The organism is sulfur-oxidizing endosymbiont of Gigantopelta aegis, from assembly GCF_016097415.1.
In the GTDB taxonomy this organism is placed as follows: Bacteria; Pseudomonadota; Gammaproteobacteria; order GRL18; family GRL18; genus GRL18.
The window spans coordinates 2,192,304-2,211,124 of record NZ_JAEHGE010000001.1; the positions used below are offsets into that span (position 1 = coordinate 2,192,304).

The 18,821-nt window shown below is 40.0% G+C and carries 15 protein-coding genes; 7 read left to right on the forward strand and 8 right to left on the reverse strand.

Going from position 1 to position 18,821, the window contains the following annotated elements; translation table 11 throughout:
* Positions 1 to 37: 37 nt before the first annotated feature.
* The 4 genes from rlmH (at position 38) to JEU79_RS11055 (ending at position 6,899) form a co-directional block, all read left to right on the forward strand.
* Positions 38 to 505, forward strand: a complete 468-nt coding sequence (rlmH, locus tag JEU79_RS11040) for a 23S rRNA (pseudouridine(1915)-N(3))-methyltransferase RlmH (RefSeq protein ID WP_198264167.1) — start codon at positions 38 to 40, stop codon at positions 503 to 505.
* A 242-nt stretch (positions 506 to 747) separates the two neighbouring features.
* Positions 748 to 1,356 carry a Maf family protein gene (locus tag JEU79_RS11045; protein ID WP_281400870.1) on the forward strand — a complete coding sequence of 203 codons (609 nt, stop codon included), beginning with the start codon at positions 748 to 750 and terminating at the stop codon, positions 1,354 to 1,356.
* A 29-nt stretch (positions 1,357 to 1,385) separates the two neighbouring features.
* Positions 1,386 to 2,846, forward strand: coding sequence for a ribonuclease G (gene rng / locus JEU79_RS11050; RefSeq protein ID WP_198264168.1), 1,461 nt, complete (start codon positions 1,386 to 1,388; stop codon positions 2,844 to 2,846).
* 48 nt (positions 2,847 to 2,894) lie between these two features.
* Positions 2,895 to 6,899: a YhdP family phospholipid transporter gene (locus JEU79_RS11055; protein WP_198264169.1), complete on the forward strand. Its 4,005-nt coding sequence runs from the start codon at positions 2,895 to 2,897 to the stop codon at positions 6,897 to 6,899.
* Between the two features lie 94 nt (positions 6,900 to 6,993).
* Here JEU79_RS11055 and JEU79_RS11060 read toward each other — a convergent pair whose 3' ends face one another.
* Positions 6,994 to 7,194 (reverse strand): hypothetical protein, encoded by a 201-nt coding sequence (locus tag JEU79_RS11060; RefSeq protein ID WP_198264170.1) that lies wholly within the window; start codon positions 7,192 to 7,194, stop codon positions 6,994 to 6,996.
* Between the two features lie 33 nt (positions 7,195 to 7,227).
* Positions 7,228 to 7,437 (reverse strand): hypothetical protein, encoded by a 210-nt coding sequence (locus tag JEU79_RS11065; protein WP_198264171.1) that lies wholly within the window; start codon positions 7,435 to 7,437, stop codon positions 7,228 to 7,230.
* A 151-nt stretch (positions 7,438 to 7,588) separates the two neighbouring features.
* Between JEU79_RS11065 and JEU79_RS11070 the strand changes: the two genes are divergently transcribed.
* On the forward strand, positions 7,589 to 8,449 hold the full coding sequence (locus JEU79_RS11070; protein WP_198264172.1) for a carbon-nitrogen hydrolase family protein: 861 nt from the start codon (positions 7,589 to 7,591) through the stop codon (positions 8,447 to 8,449).
* A 40-nt stretch (positions 8,450 to 8,489) separates the two neighbouring features.
* Here JEU79_RS11070 and yjgA read toward each other — a convergent pair whose 3' ends face one another.
* On the reverse strand, positions 8,490 to 9,059 hold the full coding sequence (gene yjgA, locus JEU79_RS11075; protein WP_198264173.1) for a ribosome biogenesis factor YjgA: 570 nt from the start codon (positions 9,057 to 9,059) through the stop codon (positions 8,490 to 8,492).
* A gap of 28 nt (positions 9,060 to 9,087) precedes the next feature.
* Between yjgA and JEU79_RS11080 the strand changes: the two genes are divergently transcribed.
* Both JEU79_RS11080 and JEU79_RS11085 read left to right on the forward strand, forming a co-directional pair.
* A complete protein-coding gene (locus tag JEU79_RS11080; RefSeq protein ID WP_198264174.1) occupies positions 9,088 to 11,664 on the forward strand; it encodes a Lon protease family protein in 2,577 nt (858 codons plus the stop codon).
* 66 nt (positions 11,665 to 11,730) lie between these two features.
* Positions 11,731 to 12,207, forward strand: coding sequence for a LabA-like NYN domain-containing protein (locus JEU79_RS11085; protein WP_198264175.1), 477 nt, complete (start codon positions 11,731 to 11,733; stop codon positions 12,205 to 12,207).
* A 190-nt stretch (positions 12,208 to 12,397) separates the two neighbouring features.
* On the opposite strand, the gene JEU79_RS11090 is transcribed toward JEU79_RS11085, so the two are convergent.
* The 5 genes from JEU79_RS11090 to rdgC all read right to left on the reverse strand — a co-directional run bounded on the left by JEU79_RS11090 (position 12,398) and on the right by rdgC (position 18,709).
* Positions 12,398 to 12,601, reverse strand: coding sequence for a cold-shock protein (locus JEU79_RS11090; protein WP_198264176.1), 204 nt, complete (start codon positions 12,599 to 12,601; stop codon positions 12,398 to 12,400).
* Between the two features lie 346 nt (positions 12,602 to 12,947).
* Positions 12,948 to 13,625, reverse strand: a complete 678-nt coding sequence (gene rnt, locus JEU79_RS11095; protein ID WP_198264177.1) for a ribonuclease T — start codon at positions 13,623 to 13,625, stop codon at positions 12,948 to 12,950.
* Positions 13,626 to 13,674: 49 nt separating this feature from the next.
* Entirely contained in the window at positions 13,675 to 14,739 is a 1,065-nt protein-coding gene (gene pyrC, locus JEU79_RS11100) for a dihydroorotase (protein WP_198264178.1), read from the reverse strand.
* 72 nt (positions 14,740 to 14,811) lie between these two features.
* Positions 14,812 to 17,604: an XrtA/PEP-CTERM system TPR-repeat protein PrsT gene (prsT, locus tag JEU79_RS11105; RefSeq protein WP_198264179.1), complete on the reverse strand. Its 2,793-nt coding sequence runs from the start codon at positions 17,602 to 17,604 to the stop codon at positions 14,812 to 14,814.
* 175 nt (positions 17,605 to 17,779) lie between these two features.
* Positions 17,780 to 18,709 (reverse strand): recombination-associated protein RdgC, encoded by a 930-nt coding sequence (rdgC, locus tag JEU79_RS11110; RefSeq protein WP_198264180.1) that lies wholly within the window; start codon positions 18,707 to 18,709, stop codon positions 17,780 to 17,782.
* Positions 18,710 to 18,821 lie beyond the last annotated feature (112 nt).

An 18,821-nucleotide genomic window follows, 5' to 3' on the forward strand; every position in this document is an offset into this window, starting at 1 on the left:
TGAGGTGTATTTCCAAGTCTCATGGGTATAGACAGAGATGAATATCTACCTATTGGCTGTGGGCAATAAAATGCCAGATTGGGTCACTAAGGGATACAATGAATATGCCAAGCGTCTCAATGGTGATTGTCATCTTAAATTAGTCGAAATCGCACCGGGAAAAAGAGGCAAAAATGCCGATCTGGTACGAATAAAGAAAGCCGAGGGCGACAAGTTACTCGATGCTATTCCCAAGGGATGCCTGGTGATTGCCTTAGAGGTGCTGGGCAAAGTTTGGTCAACAGAAAAACTCTCACAACAAATGGATACCTGGCTACACAGCGGACAAGATGTGGCATTATTGATTGGTGGTCCCGAAGGACTTAGCGAAGCCTGTGTGGCCAGAGCCGATATTAAATGGTCATTATCATCACTGACACTACCCCATCCTCTGGTGCGAGTCTTGCTCAGTGAACAACTCTATCGCGCCTATAGTATCCTTAAAAATCATCCCTATCATCGCTAAGGGCTTTTATTTATAGCTAAGGGCTTTTTATGGCTAATGTCCATCCGTTTATTCTAAAATTATTTGATAATTTTGACCGTAGGGTGGGCACGCTTTTTGTGCCCACGCTGAAAGTGTACATAATAAGCGCTTGAGTCAGCGTGGGCAGATAAAGCCATGCCCACCCTACGGTTCTTTATATAAAAAAACCTATTTACGGATGGGCACTAGCTAATGGCTTTGATTTGTAACTAAAGAGGTACTTGAATATTACTTCTTCTCATTCTAAGAAAAATAAGCCACAGATCTATCTAGCCTCTAACTCGCCCCGCCGACAGGAACTATTGCAGCAGATGGGGGTCGAATTTGCGGTTATTCCTCAATTTGCCGAAGAAAATCATCTATCCAATGAATCCCCCGAAAACTTTGTTGTCCGTTTGGCTCTGGCAAAAGCCAGTGATGGTTTAGCAAGGTTAAATAAGCAAAATATTCCTGTGCTGGGATCGGATACCGCTGTTATACTGGATGGTAAGATTCTGGGGAAACCGGAAGGCAGGGAAGACGCCATAGCAATGCTTATGAGTCTTTCCAATAGAAGCCATCAGGTACTGACAGCAGTAGCACTAAAAAATAATACACACTCAGCGCAGTTAATTTCTACGACTGAGGTTTCATTCGCAAAATTGACACTAAAGATGTGCGAAAATTACTGGCAAACAGGCGAACCTGTCGATAAGGCAGGCAGTTATGGCATTCAGGGGCGGGGGGCGTTATTTATTCATCATATCAACGGGAGTTACTCCGGCGTGATGGGCTTGCCAATTTATGAAACCCGAATGTTATTACAGCAGTTTAATCTTTCTTTGTTATAAAAATTAAAAAATTAAAAGTAAAAAATAATATGAGTGATGAGTTACTGATCAATGTGACACCACAAGAAACCCGTGTTGCCAAAATAGAAAATGGCATGTTACAGGAAGTGGTGATAGAACGTGCCAGTCGTCGAGGTTTAGTCGGTAATATCTATCGGGGTAAAGTCTGTCGGGTATTACCGGGAATGCAGGCGGCCTTTTTGGAAATAGGCCTGCAAAGAACCGCTTTTTTGCATCTGTCTGATATTGTCACCAACGAAGAAAAGAAAAATGGCACGGCAGAAGTGACCATTAATGATTTATTGCGCGACGGTCAGGAAATACTGGTGCAAGTGGTTAAAGATCCCATGGGTACCAAAGGCGCGCGCCTCACCACCCATATTACTATCCCCGCACGTTACCTCGTCTACATGCCTAATTCTAATCATATTGGTATCTCACAAAAACTTGAAGGCGATGAAGAAAGAGAACGCTTAAAAGCTATTATAAAAGACTTATTACCCGAATTTAACGGTGGCGGTTATATCGTTAGAACTGTGGCAGAAGGTATTTCAGAACAGGCTGTGCGTGCCGATATGAAGTTTTTAGAAAAGCTCTGGCAAGCAGTGCAAGAGAATAATAATGCTGAGCACTCTGCCATGATGGTTTATGAAGACCTGCCTTTGGCCATGCGCGTGATGCGTGATATTGCTGACATTAACATTGATGCCATTCGCATTGATTCAAGAGAAACATACGATAAAGTCATTAAGTTTGCCAATAAGTTTATACCTGAACTGGCTGATGGTATTGAATATTATCCCGGAGAGCGACCCATCTTCGATCTGTATGGTGTAGAAGATGAAATTCAACGGGCATTACAGGCAAAGATAAAACTCAAATCTGGCGGTTATCTGATCATCGATCAAACCGAAGCCATGACCACAGTTGATATTAATACCGGTGGTTATGTAGGGAATCGTAACCTAGAAGAAACCATCTTCAAAACCAATCTCGAAGCGACTCAGGCTATTGTTCGTCAACTCCGAATCAGAAATCTCGGTGGCATTATTATTATCGATTTTATCGATATGAAAGAAGCTGAACACCGACGTCAGGTTTTGCGTGCTTTTGAAAAGGCGCTGGAACGCGATCATGCTAAAACCTGCATCACCGAAGTATCCAATCTGGGCTTAATTGAAATGACGCGTAAGCGAACCCGTGAGAGCTTGGAACATATACTTTGTGAAGCCTGCCCAGTTTGTGATGGTAAAGGCACAGTAAAAACAGTAGAGACCGTTGCGTTTGAAATCTTTCGGGAAATCATTCGTGAGGCAAGACAATTTGATACCAAAAAACTATTAGTCCTAACTTCGAAAAAAGTCGGTGACTATTTAATGGATGAAGAAACTTCTTCTATTGCCGAGCTTGAAGAGTTTATGCAGAGAAGCATTCAATTGCAAATAGATAATGAATATAGCCAGGAACAATATGATGTTGTGCCTATGTAGTTTTTTATTGTATTCCTCAATTTGTTTAAGCGATATTAAAGCATAGTCATGAATGCTTCTGAACAATCAGCAACTCAAGCATCCGATCAAGAACAGTCAAAAAGTTTTTTGAGCCGAATCGTTGCCACCTTGAAAGCAAGTTTCCTCTTTGTCTGGCACTTTCATCGAAAACTTTTGTATGGGATTGTCATTACCCTTGCGGCTAGTTTATTAATAGCACGACTGGGGGCAATTTATCTTGAGAAAAATCCTGAGTTTGTTGTCGAATTTATCGAAAGTAATTTACAAACAAAAGTAAGCTTCGACTCCATGACAGTGGGTGTCGGCCTCTTATATCCCTCTATTGCAATGCAACACTTCACAATTCATGACGACTTAAATGACGAAGCGTTACTCGCCTTTAGTTCCGCGAAGATACGCCTAAATGTATTTCAATCACTGGTTCGTAGAAAACTCATTGTTGATACGGTTGCACTGTCAGGCTTTAATGCACTGATTCGGCGTAATACTCAAAATGAAATTTCAATTGCTGATATAAAAATAAGCAATAATGATCAGTCAAAAATAGAGACTGATCATAATCTGCAATATTATCTATCCTTATTTAAACAAACCCGTTTTAGTATTTCAGACAGTGAAATTTATTTTGTTGATGAAATGCAAAAAATTCCATCGGTATTTGTGTCGAATATTAATTTTTATATGAAAAACAATCTTTCCAGACATCAAATTACACTATTTGGACGCTTAAATGAATCCAATACTCGCTTTGATTTACGTCTAGATTTTAATGGCGACATTAACAATATCAATCATTGGAATGGCAATGTTTATGCTTCTATTGATAACCTTAACCAACAGGCTTTATTGCATTTTTTACAAAAAGACGTTTTGCAAGTTGAAGAATTTCAACTTAACGACATTGCAGTTGATACAAAAGTTTGGTCAACGATCAATAAAGGCAATTTACAATCAGTTTATGGTGAAGTGCAAGTCAAAAATGCCAACCTAAATCGGGTGAATAGTGAACAAAAGATTCACTTCGATTTCCTAAAGAGTCATTTTAAAATTCAAAGAAAAAAACCGCTTTCAGATAAAACATATTCTGATTGGCTATTGGATTTATATGACATCAATATGAGTGTAGACTCTCAGTTGATCAGTGAAGAATATGTGCGGTTAAAGTTTATAAATTCTGGCAAAAATGATTTATCAAAAGCCGAAGTGTTTTTAGATAAACTTGAGTTACAAGAATTTACCAAGGTCATTGCCTTTTTTTCACCCAAACAATTTAATGACAAAGTGTATACTCATTTAAAACCTAAAGGAAGTTTAGAAAATATCAATAGCAGTTTTTATTTTAATCCTGATGTGATGCCGATTGATATAGAAAATTATCAAGTGCAAGCTGATATTAAACACTTTTCTATTAACTCTTTTCAAGCACTGCCCAAAATAAGAAATTTTTCTGCTCGCTTAATTTTAAATGAATCAAGAGGACGAGTGCTTATTGATAGTGCTGATATGCGTTTGCATTTAAAATCACTGTTTAGAGATAGTTGGTCTTTTTCGCAAGTAAAGGGTGACTTTTTTTGGCAAAGAGAAGATGAGCAATGGCTCTTAGGCAGTGAAAATCTAAGTATCGAAAGTCCACATTTTAGTGCTAATGCTGATCTTAATTTATGGATCGCAGAAAATGGTGAAAGCTTTATGGATCTCAAAGGCTTTTATAAAAATGTTAATGTCAAAGCTATTTCAAATTACCTGCCTGTAACGGTAATGAGTGAAGGCCTGGTTAAGTGGCTTGACTCCTCTTTGCTATCGGGATTAGTGCCAAGTGGTGGTATTGCTTTTCGTGGCGAGTTAGGTGAATTTCCCTATCTTAATCACGAAGGTAATATGGATATTGTTTTCAATACTAGTAATGTCCTGCTTGATTATCAAACAGACTGGCCAAAACTTACCGATATTAATGCTCAGGTCCAGTTTACACAAAAGGGCATGAATGTTGAGGCCGAACAAAGTAAAATCTATTCAGCCTTGTCGAAAAATATTGGAGCTAGAATCAATGACTATATGATCGATAAGTTAAAGCTCACAGGTGATATAAAAACCAATATTAAGGACGGTGTAAAGTATCTGCGTGCCACCCAATTAGTTTCAAACGATGTCATTGATATGTTGGATGCTGAGGGTGATATTAATTTGCAATTAAACTTAAGCATTCCTCTGGATGATCATATTGTCGGGGATAGTCAGGTTAATATCAGCCTCTATGATGTAGATTATTTCCCACCAGGTTTTGACAAGAAAAAAGGCCTCGTCAGTCATCTTAAAGGACAAATTCTTGTCCATAATGATACCCTTAATTCAAAAAAACTAGCAGCACAGATCATGGGTTTTCCTGCAAAAATAAAAATTGTCAGCAATAAAAAATCCTCAAAATCAAAAAAAGATCCCGATGTCAGTATTGCGATAGAAACTAGCATTGCGCTAAAGAAATTAAATCAGTACCAACAAATACCTCAGTCACTTGCTTTTCTTAATGACTCCTTATCAGGCAGTAGTAAACTTTATTTAAACCTGAGTTTACCCAATGCGCAGCGTGATTTAAGTGTGAATATTAAATCTGATTTTAAAGGCATAAAATCGGACTTACCCGAGCCCCTTAAAAAAACTGCGCAAAGCACTTTGCCATTTAAAATGACTTATCAAGTGCTAAACACTTCGACTCATAAAAGTAGTGAGAGTAGCTTGTTAAAGGTTTCACTGGCGAATAAATTATCTGCCGCTATCTTGTTGGAAACGGCACAAAAACCTCAACAAACAACTCAACAAATAACTATTGTTAAAGGGGCTATTGCATTTGAAGGTGCTAGAGCTAAACTGCCCGAGAGTAAAATTCTTTATCTGAGTGGGGCATTAAGACAGACCCCATTTGCACAGTGGCAAGCAATGATTGAAGCCTCTAAAAAAACCTCTCAGAAAAAAGAGCAATCTTCATTAAATCCCTTAAGTATTCCTGTTACCTTGGCAATGAGTGAAATTGTATTCCCGGAATTGCAGTTTTTGACTAATAAATCAGAGCAAGCAAAAACAATATCCACTACACAAGCACTTCAAACAAAACAGCAACTATTACAAAATGTACCAAAATACTTCCCGTTAATTAATGGCTACATCAATTCAATCAAATTAGGTCAGGTTGACTTGGGACGTTTTGAAATACAATCGACGCGTATCGATAATGGTATTGTTTACGATAAACTGTCACTTAAGGGCGAACTACTTTCTTTTAATGGTAAAGGAAAATGGCATCATTGGAATGTACACCCTGAAGTTGATCTTGAAGGCTCTATTAAAATTCCTTCCTTGGAGTTACTTTCTTCGGCACTGGGTAATGACCAGTTAATTCGCGATGGCAAGGCTGAATTTAGCGGATATATATCCTGGATTGGAGGCCTGAGTGATTTTAGTAAAGAAACAATCGAAGGTAAGGTCAATCTTCAGGTTGAAAAAGGTGCTTGGATTGAAGGTAAACCTGGGCCGGCAGGACGTCTCTTAGGTTTGTTTAATATGAATGCTCTAACGAGGCGTTTATCCTTTGACTTTTCTGATGTGGCCGATGAGGGCTTTAATTTTGATAAAATTGAAGGTGATTTTCGTTTTAAAGGCGCAACAGCTTACACGGATAATTTTAAAATCTTTGCCCCTAGTGCCAATATTTTGGTGAGCGGGAGTACCGGTTTGGTCAGTGAGGAAATTGATCAGCGTGTGACGGTGATTCCCGATGTGTCTGCAACCTTGCCTCTGGCGGGCGCTGCGGTTGCGGGCCCTGCAGGTGCTGCGGTTGTTTGGGTCGGACAAAAAATACTTGGTGATCAGCTTAACCGGGTCACGGCCTTTGATTATACCATCAAGGGCAATTGGGATAATCCCGTGATTAAGAAAGATAAAACTAGCAAAACAACGCTTAATACGCTAAAAAATATCTTTGGGATAGTGACTGAGGAAGAGGATGAGCAAGCGAGTGAGGAAGAGTTATACCCTTGAACCTAGAAAATTAGTTGATACGGGGAAATGCGTATGATGTGGTTCGTACCTCACCACATCATACCAATTTGTGCCTTGGGTATAGTTTTGCTGATTACTGGTAATGATCCAATAAAATTTCTTTTGCTTCTTTATACTCGTCGGCAGTAATTGCCTGAGTTTGATAAGCCTTGTCTAAGTCCTCAAGTTGTTGTCCCAAGGATTGGGTTGAATTGAAGGTTTCAACACTACTGGAACACGATGTGATGAGCAGACTCAGTATGATACTCAAAGATAAGTAAGTTATTTTGTTCATAATCGCTCCTGATCAGGCCGAGTAAGGTTAGTTTTAGTTATCGTAGCGGTTCATGATATTCTTTTTCGCTTTCTTGTATTCACTTTCAGTGAGCAAGCCTTTTTTAAAGCTAGCATCGAGATCAATTAATTCCTGTCCCATTGTTGTGTTAGTCGTATTAGTGACAACATCTGCACCACCGCCACCACAGGCTGAAAGTGTTAGAATTAGTGCAATCATGCTAAAAATCATGACATTTTTCATAAAATAAGTCCTTTAAGTAATCTTTGAGCTAATGAAGTGTTCTTTTTCAGTATAGTAGCATATATTTTATTGAACGGTTGATTGAGACTTGAAATTTTAACCCTAATCATGAGATTATAAGAGATTATGTGAAAGTAAAGTTTGAGGGAAGATGGCAAAAGTTGCAGCAATTCAAATGGCTTCAGGGCCTAATGTCAGTGCTAATTTAAGCGAGGCCAGACGGCTTATATCAGATGCCGTGAAACAGGGGGCAGAGCTGGTTGTATTACCAGAAAATTTTGCCCACATGGGCATGTCAGAGGCAGATATTTTAAATATTGCTGAAGATTATCTCGATAAGGATTCAGGTGAAGGCGGTGCTTCCCCTATACAGACGTTTTTATCTACGGTCGCAAAAGAGGAAAACATCTGGTTAGTGGGTGGAACGCTTCCGATTAAAGCCCCTCTTAAAGACTCTGCTGATAAAATTTACACGGCTTGTTTGCTACTCAATAATCAGGGGGAAGTCGTTGCTCGCTATGACAAAATCCACCTATTTGATGTAGACTTGGGCGATCAGGGCGGCGCTTATCATGAATCGGAATTCACTGAGGCCGGCACAGAAATTATCGTGGCAGACACTCCCTTTGGCAAGCTGGGCTTGGCAATCTGCTATGACTTGCGTTTTCCGGAATTATTCCGTGGCATGGTGAGTCAGGGCATGGATGTCTTGTGTCTGGTGTCTTCATTTACAGCAACAACCGGTAAGGCGCATTGGGAGGTGCTTAATCGTGCCCGAGCCATTGAAAACCTTTGCTTTGTTGTATCATCGGCTCAGGGTGGATATCATGTCAATGGTCGTGAAACCTATGGTTCTAGTATGATAGTTGATCCCTGGGGCGGAGTGATTGATTGCCTGCCCAGTGGTTCCGGCTTTGCGATTGCTGATATCGAAGCCAGTCGTGTGCAGAAAACCCGGAAAAATTTCCCGGTTTTAGATCACATTAAGTTGCCTTGCCAGTTAAAGACCTAATTCATTTAAAAATGGCCAGTTAAATATCTGGAAGGGGTTTTTATTCATCTGCTCCGTGCATCACTTCTTTTAGATATTGAAATAGAAGTCGGGCACTTTTGGGTGGCTTCTTTAGCTCCGCTTCTTTTTTTGCATTACGTAACAACTGTCTTAGTCGAGAACGCTCAAAATCGGGGTATTCGGCCACTAGCTTATTAATGGCTGAGTCACCCTCAGATAATATCTTATCGCGCCAGCTTTCCAGTTTATGAAACTGCTCATTGGCTTCTACAGCTGGATTGTGAAAGCGTTCTAGTTTAATACGAATAGCATCCGCATCCACATGACGCATGATTTTTCCAATCAATTGTATTTGACGTCGATGGCCACTATGGCTATGAATACTTTTCGCCAATAGGATCGCATCGAATAAGAGTTCATCCAAAGCAAAAGATTCTAAGGAATTTTTTGACAGTTCGATTAGTTTAAGACCGAGTTTTTGTAACTCTTCTACTTCGCGCTTTGCCTGAGTTTTACTGATATAATGCTCACCAGATTCCTCCATCGCCTGTTGTTCAAGTTTATGCTTGGCTTTGCCCCAAGGCTTGTGAGGAGAGTTTTTTGCAACCATTTAGTTAACTACCTTTACTAACGTCTCTTTGGATAAACATAGAATGAGTTCGACACATAATATCCCATCCCAACAAATTTTGTCTCTTGAGCAATTATATAAAAAATGTGATCTCAGTGACATGGATTTTAACACAACTGAGGACTTGCCGGAATTAGAAGAGATTATTGGTCAGCAACGAGCGATCAGTGCCATTGATTTTGGTATGGGGATGAATCACAAGGGCTATAATTTGTTTGTCCTGGGATCAGAAGGTATTGGTAAAACAGCACTGATCAAAAAACTCTTAAAAAAGTATTATGTAAACCATAAAAAGACTTTTGACTGGTGTTACGTCAATAATTTTGAATACCCTCAACACCCGCGCTTTCTACGTTTGCCTGCGGGCACCGCCAAGCCTCTCAGTGAAAGCATGGAAAAATTGGTGAAGCTGATATCGACTCTAATCACCGTGTCTTTTCAAAGCGATGAGTATGTGGCGCAGATTCAAGAAATTGAAAATGCGATTAATGAACGGGGTGATAAGGCACTGAATAAATTAATCGATAATGCCAAAGAAGATCAAGTGGCAGTTATACGCACCCCCAGTGGCTATACATTATCCGCCATCGTTGATGGTGAAATAAGCAATTTAGACAGTTTTAAGCAATTATCGGAAGAACAACAAAAAGTCTTTAACGAGCAGATCGATAAATATCAGCTTAAATTACAGGAAAATCTGGCCAAAGTCCCCGTGTGGGAACAAGAAGGTAAAGAGCAACTGGATAAATTGGATAAGGATATAGTCACTCAATTAGTTGACTCGGCGATGGAGCAATTATTTACAGAATACCATGGTTTTGAACCAGTGATTAATTACCTGACGGATGTGAAAGAAGACATTATTACTCACCTGGATGAGTTTTACGAAGAAGACGTCCACAGCAAAGAATCAGGTAAAAAGCGCAAACACATTAGTAAAACAGCAAGTTTTCACCGTTATTTAGTGAATGTCTTGGTTGATAATTCAGAGTCGGAAGATATGCCAATTATCTTTGAAGACAATCCGACGTATTCGAATTTAATTGGGCGAATTGAACATTTGGCCTATTACAATCCTCGGGAAGGGGAGCAAAATAAAACCGATAATGCGCTGGGTTTAGGCAATCTTTTGACGGCTTTTACCCTCATTAAACCGGGGTCTTTGCATAAGGCCAATGATGGTTATTTATTATTGGATGCAGAAAAAATTCTGGTCAATCCCTATGCTTGGGAAGGTTTAAAACGAGCCTTAAAATCTTCACTTATCACCATTGAGCCCTTGGATGAACTGCATAGTTTCTCGCGTAATCTGACGCTTGAACCCGATCCCATTCCATTAAAAATAAAAATTATTCTGATCGGTGACCGACATATTTATCACTTGCTTAAGGACAATGATCCGGAATTTAATAAGCTCTTTAAGGTGAATGTAGACTTTACTGAAGAAGTGCCACGCAGTGAGGACATGACCCATAAATATGCCCGTTTGATTGCCAACCTACAACGTCAGGAAAAAGTTTCGCCGATTGAGCGGACTGCGGTAGAGCGGATAGTGGAACAAAGTTCCAGACTGGTGGATCATGGTGAAAAAATCTCCCTGCACATGGGGGATCTCAGAGATTTAGTGTTGGAAGCTGAGTTTTATTATCGTAAACGCCAGGAAAATAAGCTTCAGGAAAGAGAGCAGGCTGATAAAGCCTTGTCAGATAGTAATAATATCAATTTGGATGATGTCAATGCTGCCATTGAAGCACGGGTTTACCGTATGGATCAATACCGTGACAGTCTCTATGGAGAAATCATTAATGGTACTGTACTCATTGATACCGATAATAAAAAAATCGGTCAGGTGAATGCCTTGTCGGTATTGCAAATTGGTGAGTTTGCTTTTGGTCAGCCATCAAGGATAACCGCGACAGTGCGTGTAGGTGATGGGCATATTGTGGATATTGAGCGCGAAGTGGATCTCGGTGGTGATATCCATAGTAAGGGCGTGATGATTTTATCGTCTTATTTAGGGCATCATTATGCTAAAACGCAAATGCTGTCAATGGATGCTAACCTGACGTTTGAGCAATCCTATGGTCAGGTAGATGGTGATAGTGCCTCAGTGGCCGAATTGTGCGCCTTGCTCTCAGCGGTCTCGGAAGTCCCCGTCAAGCAATCCATGGCTTTAACCGGCTCAGTGAATCAATTGGGTGAAGTGCAGGCCATTGGCGGGGTCAATGAAAAGATTGAAGGTTTCTTTGATATCTGTAATTTACGTGGTTTAACGGGCAAGCAAGGAGTAATTATTCCGCGCAGTAATGTGGTGAACCTAATGTTAAAGCAAGAAGTGTTACAGGCTGTCGCTGAGAAAAAATTCACTATTTATAGTATTGAACATGTAGGTGATGCGTTGAGTTTATTGATGGGTATGGAGGCGGGGGTAATTGATGAAGACGGTATCTACCCTGAGAATACCATTAACCGCAAAATACAACTTAATCTGGAAGGCTATTCTTCTTTGAAGCATAGTGAACAACATAAGTATGATAAAGAATCAGAGGTGCCTATTGATGAAAGTGATACTGAAAAAGGGTGATTAAAACAGTAACACCTCAAGCAAGAACACCTAAACCAACAGCTAAAAAAGTGGCAGGGAGCTATAGTGAAAAAAGTATCAATTTTTGTCGATGTGCAAAATATTTACTACACGACACGGGACCATTATCGCTGTCATTTTGATTATAATGCTTTTTGGGCGGCTGCGACCGAGGGGCGGGAAGTGGTTAATGCTTTTGCCTATGCGATTGATCGTGGCAGTGACAAACAAAAACAATTTCAAAATATTCTACGAGGTATTGGTTTTACCGTAAAATTAAAACCCTTTATTCAACGCAGCGATGGTTCCGCTAAAGGTGATTGGGATGTCGGCATCACTCTGGATGCCATTGAAGCCGCAGCAGAATCAGATATTATCGTTCTAGCTTCTGGTGATGGTGATTTTGCGATGTTATTGGATCGGGCTTATCAACGCTATCAAGTGGAAACCGAGGTTTATGGTGTCTCTGCCTTGACTGCTAATGCATTAATTCAATCAGCAAGCCGATATATCCCTATTGAAGGGAAGTTACTATTAACCTAAAAAAATCATTGAATCTACATGGCTGTCAAAATTGTAGGCTGGGCACAAAAAGCGTGACTACCTTACAAAAGGCATAAAAAAACCCTGAAAAACTATCAATAAATTCTAAAAATAGAAATTATTAATAGCTCTGTCAGGGTTATTCTCTGTTTACACAGAGTCACTTACAAGTTTAAAACTTGTAGTGATTTTACTGAGGTTGAACTTGAACCGCTTGAGGGCCTTTAGGGCTCTGCTCGATTTCGAAGTTAACGCTCTGGCCTTCTGCAAGAGTCTTGAAGCCTTCACCAACGATTGCACGAAAGTGTACAAAAACATCATCACCGCCATCATCAGGCTTGATAAAACCGAAACCTTTAGACTCATTAAACCATTTTACTGTACCAGTACTCATTTTTTCAAATCCTAAAACTAAACTAAATTTATAAATATTACATTGTGCCTATGACGCGATGAGAATTCAGAGATGTAATAAAAGGTTTTAAAAATCTAAGAAAGCCAGCTAGAGCCAATGCGGACAGGGTGACTATAACTCATTTTTTCAAAAGATCCAAAGAAATTTGCAAAAAAATAGCAATTAAAGTGAATCTAGTGCAATAAAAGTGAAAAGTCAGGCAAAAAAGAAGGAAAACTGCTTAATAAATAGGCTATATTGATAAACACTTATTTATATCCAATCATATATAGATAATATGCTTAGTCGTTTTAGCTGAACCACTATGACCTCAGATTGCTATTTCCTAGGCTAAAGTAGAGTCCCCAGCCTGTGCCTTTTCGAGGCGCTCTAATTTATGCCAACGATTAATAATGCGACAAAATAGCTCGGCGGTTTGTTCGGTATCATACTTAGCAGAATGGGCGCTATCATCATCCCATTCCATACCGGATGCTTGGGCTGCTCGTGATAAAACCGTTTGGCCATAGGCTAGTCCACCCAATGTGGCGGTATCAAAGGTACTGAATTTATGAAAGGGATTACGTTTGATTTGATTACGGTCAATGGCGGCATTAATAAAGTTCAGATCAAAAGTAGGATTGTGCCCGACTAAAATAGCACGGGTGCAGCCGGTGGCTTTTAATTCACTGCGAATAGGGCGAAAGATTTCCTTGAGTACAAAATCTTCAGGCTTGTTCATGCGAAAGGGATTAAAGGGGTTAATGCCGGTGAACTTCAGTGCGGCCGGATCCAGGTTTGCCCCTTTAAAGGGCTCAACATTATAGGCATAGGTTTCACAACAAATTAAGTCACCTTGCTCATCCATGCGTAATAGGGTGGCAGCGACCTCTAATAAGGCATCGCTTTTATGGTTAAAACCTGCGGTTTCCACATCGATGACGACGGGCAAAAAACCTCTGAATCTTGCTGCAATACCTGTTGCAGTTGCTTCTTCTTTAATTTTTTTCTTGGTTTTTGCCATCTTGCTTCATCTTATGAGTATCAGTGAGTGCGCTATGAATGAGTCAACTTTAGTTCTCGGTGACTCTTTTCCAGTGGATAGTTTGCCCCGCCCTTAAAGGAATGACTACATCATCATTGCCAAGAGAAAACGAGTCAGGTACTGTCCACTTTTCACGCTGGAGGGTGATTTTATCACTATTTGCCTCAAGACCGTAAAATAAAGGGCCATTTAAGCTGGAAAACTGTTCTAATTTATCCAGTGCGTTCGCAGCATCAAATGCTTCGGCATAGAGTTCAATGGCGGCAAATGCAGTAAACATACCCGCACAGCCACAGGCCGATTCTTTATTCTGCTGACTATGTGGGGCGCTATCCGTACCCATAAAAAACTTCTGATTGCCCGATATTGCCGCTTTGACCAGTGCCTGACGATGTGTTTCCCGTTTTAACACCGGCAGACAATAATGGTGCGGCTTTATGCCACCGACCAGCATATCATTACGGTTCATCAGCAAATGATGTGCTGTGATGGTCGCAGCAACATAGTTTGAGCTTGTGTTGACAAAATCAGCAGCATCCGCAGTAGTAATATGTTCAAAAACCACTTTTAATTCAGGGAAGTCATTAATTAAACCGCTCATACGCTGGTCAATGAATTGTTTCTCACGATCAAAAATATCCACATCTTGATGAGTTACTTCACCATGAACCAATAAGGGCAGACCTAGTTTTTGCATCATTTCCAGTGTGGCATAACATTTTTTAATGTCAGTCACTCCGGCGTCAGAATTGGTCGTCGCTCCGGCCGGATAAAGTTTAACCGCTGAAATAATACCACTGTTTAAGGCGGCTTCGATTTCAGAGGGGGGCATGCTATCGGTTAGATACAATGTCATCAAGGGCTTAAAATGAGGATGTTGTGCTGATGCGCTTAAAATTGCTTGCTGATACGCTTTAGCCTGCTCAGTGCTAGTGACTGGTGGTGTTAAATTGGGCATGATGATGGCTCGCCCACATTGTTTGGCAGTATAAGGCACAACTGCCTTCATGCTTGCGCCATCGCGAACGTGCAAATGCCAATCGTCGGGACGAATTATCTGAATACGATTGAGAGAACTTTGTTTGCTTGACACGTTTTAATTCCTGAATGCTGGTAACTATACACTATGATGCTGTTTATCGATTTTTTGATACCAAAATGCAACTCATTTAATGGCTTGGAATAATTCTACTGCTTTTTCTTTTTCTGAAAAAGCTTCTTTTGAATTAATAATATTTTTCAAAATTGCCTGAGCCTCATCAGTCTTGCCCATTTTATGCAATGTGTAGGCTAGGTGGTATTGAATGTCTTTGTCTTTTGGCAGGCCTTGTGTGGCCATCTTTAAGAGTTCAATTGCCTTCGGGTATTGGCCATCGCGGGCAAGAAAATAGCCATAGCTGTCCATAATGGCTGCTGAATCAGGTGCTAAATCATGGGCTTGTTTGGCTAAGATGACTGCTTGCTTCACATCATTGTCAATCATTATCCAGGCAAGGTTATTGATAGCAATGACATGATTAGGATCTTTTTTGATGATGAGCTGATAATAAATTTCGGCTTGATCTAAAAACTTTTTCTCATGGTAGAGCGATGCCAATTTAAATAAACTATTCAGATCATCAGGTGATTTTTTGATTTCTTCGGATAATAGTTTAATGGCCTCATCTTTCTGTTTGAGTGCGATTAAGATATCGATAATGGCAGCAAATACTTTTTTGTTTTTACCCTGTTCTTTTTTATAGGCTGCCTGATAGATAGGCAGCGCTTTTTCAAATTTATTTTGTGCCCGATAAATATCAGCTTCAAGTAGTAGGCCGGTGTTTACTTCAGGAAATTCTCTCTGCATAGTGCTTGCAACGGCTAGGGCATCAATATAGTTTTCCTGTTGAATAAATAAGCCTGCTTTAAGGGTATAAATGGATTGATAGTCGGGGTGGTGGACTTGCGCATCGTCTAGAAGATCAATGGCTTCATTAATGCGAGATTTATCCTGACTAATGATTTTGGCTAATAATAGTCGATGTTTTAAGTCTTTTTTGTCGAAGGTAATAATGCCTTTGAGAGTGCGTTCAGTGCGTCCCTGTTGCTTGTTTATTAGTTGGGCACGGGCAAGAAAAGAACGTATCTCTGGTGTGTTCGGATGTTGCTTATCCAGTTTTTCAGCGAGTTTTAAAACTTTTTCTGGTTGTTTTTTACTCTGATACCACCGACTCAATAAGCCGGCAATGGCTAATTGTGATGGAATGTTATCCTTGTTTTTTTCGATGGCATCAAAGAAGTATTGTTCAACTTTTTTGGGCTGCTTTTGTTTTTCTGCAATGGCAGCAAGTCCCAAATAAGCCTTAATTGCCTTTGGGTTTATTTTGAGCACTTGTTGGAAATATTTTTTTGATTCTGACCAATTTTTTTCTAGGGCGGTGACGCGAGCAAGACCCATATAAGCTGGGATATTGTCTTTATCTTTTTTTATGATGGCCTGATATTGTGCTATCGCTTTATCGGTGTGACCATTGAGTTGTTCAATGAGCGCCTTAATATTTAATAGCTTGGTATCATCGGGAGTTTTCTTCAGTAGTTCAGAGACTTTTTTGCTAGCCAAATCCAACTGCTTGTTTTTAATATAGGAAATAAGCAATAAATAATTGGTTGGATTTGGGGTTTTATTGTCTGTTGTTTCTTGAATAGTGGCTAATTGTTCTAGCTCATCAATGGCACTGTCCAATTCACCTGATTGAAATTGTGCTGCAATAAGGCGTTTCCTAATATTTTGGTTGTCAGGGTCTAGTTTTTGTGCTTGATTTAAGCGCTGTAAGCCTTTTTCTGTTTCATTCAGTTGGATATAAGCGTTACCCAGACTCACTAATAATAAGGGACTATTATTTAATTGTTGCTCGGGAATACCCTCTAGAATGACTAAGGCCTGTTTGGTTTTGTTTTGCACTAAATAGACGTTGGCCAGTAAATTTTGCGCCTTCAGGTTTTGCACATTAGAGGATAAATAGATGGTTAAGTATTCTTCAGCCTGATTGTATTGCCCTAATGCAAAGTTGGCTGCGCCAAGAATAAAGGCGGCAGGCATGTGCCCTGGTGCAACATTGACGACTTGCTGAGCTGCTTTTTGCGCACCGACAAAATCTTTTTCCCGTAAGAGAATTTGTGCTTTGATAAAATTGGCCTGCGGATGAAGCTTGATTTTATCCAGTATGATTTTGAGATCTTTTTTAGCTAATTGATCTTTATTGAGCATGGTTAATGTTGCCGCACGTTCAAGGCGATAACTGAGGTTTTTAGGGTTTTTCTTCACTAGTTGATCATAAAGTTTCAGTGCTGATTCATAATCATTATTGAGATTTGATAATTTTGCTTTGAGTTGTATGGTAGCCATATTATCAGGCTTAATCGACAGTGACTTTTCAATCTGTTGAGTAGCTAAAGCATAGTCTTTTTCAAGTAAGGCAAGTGTGGCAAGGCCATTATAGGCATTGGCACTTGTTTGTTTCGCATTGGCTTGTTCAAAAGCTTGTTTAGCATCAGCCAATTGATTTTTTGCGATATAAGTAAAGCCACGATAACTGAGGCGTTTGCTATCATCCTTTGGATTGTTGAAAGGTATATTGAGTATTTCAAGCACTTTGTCTGACTTTTGGGCTGCTTGTAATGCTTCGGCATAGCGAAAGATGATATTGGCTTGCTCAGGGGCGATATTATGGGCTCGTCCCAGCTCTTTTAGGCTCGCTTGCAATTTTCCTGTTGTTAAATAAATACTACCGAGTAAAAAACGTGCCTGAGCATCTTTAGGGCTTTTCTTAAGCTGGTTCTTTAGGTGAATTGTTGCGGTGGGATAGTCGTTTTTGTCGTAGGCTTGCTGTGCATCTTCCATAGTAGAGGCAATGGCTGATGAATAAATGCCAGTATTGAGTCCAGCTAGAAGACATATAAGGGTGAATTTTTTGTTCATGCGAATCGCTATCCCTGTCAATAATTATTATAATTTCTCAGTGAAGAATGTCCACTATATCACATTGCTGGCACTCGTAAAATCTGCAAAATAAAGCATAAAGATAGCCTGGCTCACTGAGTTTGATTCTTATAGAGCTAATGCCTATAGATATAGCACATATAGAATTTAGTGCTTATGTTTTAATTGCAGAAGTTTGCTCGCCACCCAATACTTCGACTAAGCGAGGAATAAAATGGGCAAGCTCACCTGTCATGAGGTTAAAATCGGCATCAAACTGTGCGGCGGCATCTTCGGCACCATCGTCAGAAGCCTGATCTAATAGTTCATCGGAGAACTTTAAGCGTTTAATCGATAAATCATCTTCAATAATGCATTCAAGCCTATCACTCCAGTTCACCGCCAATTTAGTCACTTCTTTGCCATTATCTAAGTGCATTTGAATTTCATCACTTCTGAGATCCTGACGTTTGCAACGTAAAATTGCGCCTTCATCATCTGCTTCGCGTAATTCACACTCATCTTTGATCTCAAAGTCATCCTTTAAGTCATTACCTTTTAGCCAATTGGTCATTAAAAGGATGGGTAAGGTGTTTGTTTTTAAAGGCATGACAGGCAAACTACCCAGGGTTTGCCTTAATAACTCTACCAATTCTTCAGCTTTATTATTGCTGGAGGCGTCAACGATCAGTAGCTGTGCATCTTGATCCAGATAGGCATAGCTTCGCTTTGAGCGTGTAAAAGCCTTGGGTAAAAGGGTGAGTATGAGTTCATCACGGATGCTTTGCTTATGTTTGCCAACGGGCCTACGCCCTGTTTCAGTTTGAATAGCATCGAGTTTTTCATTGAGGCTGTCGTTAATGACACTGGAAGGAAGAATGCGCTCTTCTAGGCGTACACAAATCATGGTTGTTTTAGCGATGCTATGAGTCAGTGCAATGCTATCGTTATCATTACTGCTTAGTGGTGCTACCCAACCGAAGGATGAGGCTTGGGTGGAACCGCAGGGCTGAAATGATTTTTCTGCTAGCTGAGTTTCCAGCTGTTCAGAATCAATAGAAAAGGGCTTGCTAAAACGATAAATCTTTAGGTTTTTAAACCACATAATGGATATTCCCGGCCAAGTTTATTCTGGCTCTAAAATGATTGGGGCGTTAAACCTAAAAAAAATCAGTTGAACCTACTGCGACCGCCTTATGCACTGAATCTTAAGGATT